This is a genomic window from Holospora undulata HU1 (assembly GCF_000388175.3).
GTDB classification, from domain to species: Bacteria; Pseudomonadota; Alphaproteobacteria; order Holosporales; family Holosporaceae; genus Holospora; species Holospora undulata_A.
Window position 1 is genome coordinate 1 of sequence record NZ_ARPM03000052.1, and the last position, 2531, is coordinate 2531.

3 protein-coding genes are annotated in these 2531 nt (G+C 31.8%); 1 reads left to right on the plus strand and 2 read right to left on the minus strand.

The annotated features are described in order from the left end of the window. Positions 1–426: 426 nt before the first annotated feature. Both K737_RS09830 and K737_RS00755 read right to left on the minus strand, forming a co-directional pair. Positions 427–567: a hypothetical protein gene (locus K737_RS09830; protein ID WP_161630394.1), complete on the minus strand. Its 141-nt coding sequence runs from the start codon at positions 565–567 to the stop codon at positions 427–429. 438 nt (positions 568–1005) lie between these two features. Then, positions 1006–1893 (minus strand): hypothetical protein, encoded by an 888-nt coding sequence (locus tag K737_RS00755; protein ID WP_006294746.1) that lies wholly within the window; start codon positions 1891–1893, stop codon positions 1006–1008. Between the two features lie 283 nt (positions 1894–2176). On the opposite strand from K737_RS00755, the gene K737_RS00760 reads away from it, so the two are divergent. Next, the gene (locus K737_RS00760; RefSeq protein WP_006294745.1) at positions 2177–2386 is read left to right on the plus strand and encodes a helix-turn-helix domain-containing protein; all 210 of its coding nucleotides are present in this window, start codon (positions 2177–2179) and stop codon (positions 2384–2386) included. The last annotated feature ends 145 nt before the right edge of the window (positions 2387–2531 follow it).

The window sequence follows — 2531 nt, forward strand, 5'->3', positions numbered from 1 at the left end:
ATTCTGATTACAGCTTTATTATTTTTAATATACAAGGCTAGAAAGAAACTGCATGGCTTCAAAATTCCATTATTTCAATTTACATTAGATCTAGAGAAATCTTTTATTAAAACATTAATTATTATTTCAGGAGGGGATTTCAATGCTGTTAAACATTTATTTTGACACTTTCAACACTTATGGCCGTCGGGCGGCGTGCAGCCACGACGTCTTGCCTTGAATCGTATACGCAATGCCTCAAGAACTTAAGCGTAGATATCGCTTGCTTTCATATACGCTATGGCTTTCAAATGTGCGATAAGTTTTGCTGTTTGTGAAAAATTCAGCTTACTTACAGAGCCCCCGCTTGACACCATTAACTTTTGATCTTCCTTACCTCCCTCTACGATCGTCAATCAGAAGAGCCTTAGCCATTTGACGATAGCTTCACCCTTTGTCGGATAACAAAACTGCCTTAATCCTATCTTCTACGCGTCGGTTCTTAACGCAACACGAGCTTCTTCTTTCAGAACTCTTTGCATAAGAAAAATTATTAATACATAAAATTAAACTTTTAAACAATTTCATTCAGCATGAGTATATATGTACTACTTCGTATTTCTCCATGTGGTATCGGAAAATGGTATTACTTTCAAGTTTTCTGAAAATGCAGATCGTTTTTCGGGATCTGTCCTGGTCGAAGATTCTGCAGACTTTTTTATAACTAAGCTAGGACTTACACCAAGTCGAGTTGCCTGTTCATACAAGATACAACTCAACATCTTTCTTGAACGCCTCTATATTTTATTTTAGAAGAGATCCTAGTTCTTTAGAGGTTAAGATCTTTTGACAATCTCCTGCTACGGACAATTTAACTTTTGAAAATTAACTTTTTATCAAAAGTCAAACACTTTGTCTGTTTAATTGTTAAAATTCTACGCCTAAAGTCTATGGTATTTCTCATTGCCCAAAAATAACGATAACTTTTATTCTTTGATGCGTTAAATATAAAAGTACGATATTTTACTACTTCATTCTTATAAGTACAACGCAGGTAGATCCAGCCCTTGCGTGATAGTCTTTCAAGGATAAAACTGGAAAACTTTTAACGATCGCACGTTCTTTTGTTTGTTGTAAGGAATTTTTTTGCGTAAAGGAGGCTTTTTCTCTATCTTTAAAATCTAATTGAGATTTTAAGCTATTTTCAAAAAAAGGAAAAATAGCATGAGAAAAATCTTTAGGAGACAAAGATTTTTTATATTTATCCTCCTCGAGTTTATCGTCTTTCATCAAACACTTAGAAGCTTTTTCTGATTGAAGACTGGGAAAAATGTTTTCTATAAAACATTCAGGATTTTTTGCTGATTGAAAGTCGAGTGAATTATTTTCTATAAAATATTCTGACTTTGTTTGAGAATTTTCTATCGAACTTTCAAAAATCGCTTCTAATTTAGAATTAGATGATTTATTTTTTACTAAAAGTTCAAAATTTGCTTCTGCTTTAAAAGCAGGAGTATTTTCTAAAGAATTTTTTACCTCTAATGGTCCTTCGTTAAAAGAAAAAAATCTTCCACTAACATGTCGAGAAACTATAGTCTGTCTTCGTTTTTTTATATCTTCTTCTAAAAAAATGTAGGATTTTTCTGAGCTTTCTGAAGATTTTGAAGAAGAATTTTTATTTTGTGAATCTTGAAAATGTGCATTAACAGAAAACGGAGGCGGTGAAACGTTTTGATAAGGTACACTATCATCTGCAACTGAAAAACTAAAAGACTTTGAACAAGAACTATCTTGACTGTCGGGTAGATCTTCTATTGGAATTGAAAGGACGGTGCTTTCTAAAAAAAAATTTCCACTTGCGCCAAAAATAAAAGTTAAAAAAATTGTACTCACTGCGTTCTTTTTTTTAAACATATGAATTCGCTTTCTTTTTTAACAAGACAAGTGAGAAAGTATCACAAAAATTAAAAAAGTCAATGGACTAATTAAGTAGTATGTATGCATAAAGGTAAATAAATAATTATAGTATAGGTAATATGTAAATATATCAACACAAAAAATTTTATTTTATTTATAATTAAAATAAAAATGAAAACAATTTAGTATTTTTGAATCTTTTAACTAAAGATCTTTTTTGTTAGATAATTGGTAAAGGAAGTCTTTTAAAAGTCTCTAAAAATGATTGTATGTAAAATTTGTGAATGTTAAGATTGCTTTAAAAGCGGTTTTGTTCGAAGAGTTCAGCGGTACAAATGTAAAAAATGTGAAAAAAATTTCAAGAGGTGTGCCCGAGAAAGACAAAATCAAATCCCTCGTTTTATACGCAAGCGGCCTTTCAATGAAGCAAATTGCTCAGCGTTTTGGTGTCAGCGCCACCGCTGTTTTGAAGAGGACGGGCACCTTATAATCAAGGCTATGCGCCAAAATTGAGCTATACCCAGAAGATAACGGTATTGTCATGGAAGTTGATGAATTTTAGCATTATTTAAAAAAAGAAGCAAAAATTTGGATTTTTAAAGCTTGGATTTTTAAAGTCTGTGATCGTGCTGGAA

What these genes read in the sequence shown, in the direction of transcription:
- K737_RS09830 (WP_161630394.1), bottom strand. Translation starts at nt 567, where the DNA reads ATGAAATTGTTTAAAAGTTTAATTTTATGTATTAATAATTTTTCTTAT.
- K737_RS00755 (WP_006294746.1), bottom strand. Translation starts at nt 1,893, where the DNA reads ATGTTTAAAAAAAAGAACGCAGTGAGTACAATTTTTTTAACTTTTATT.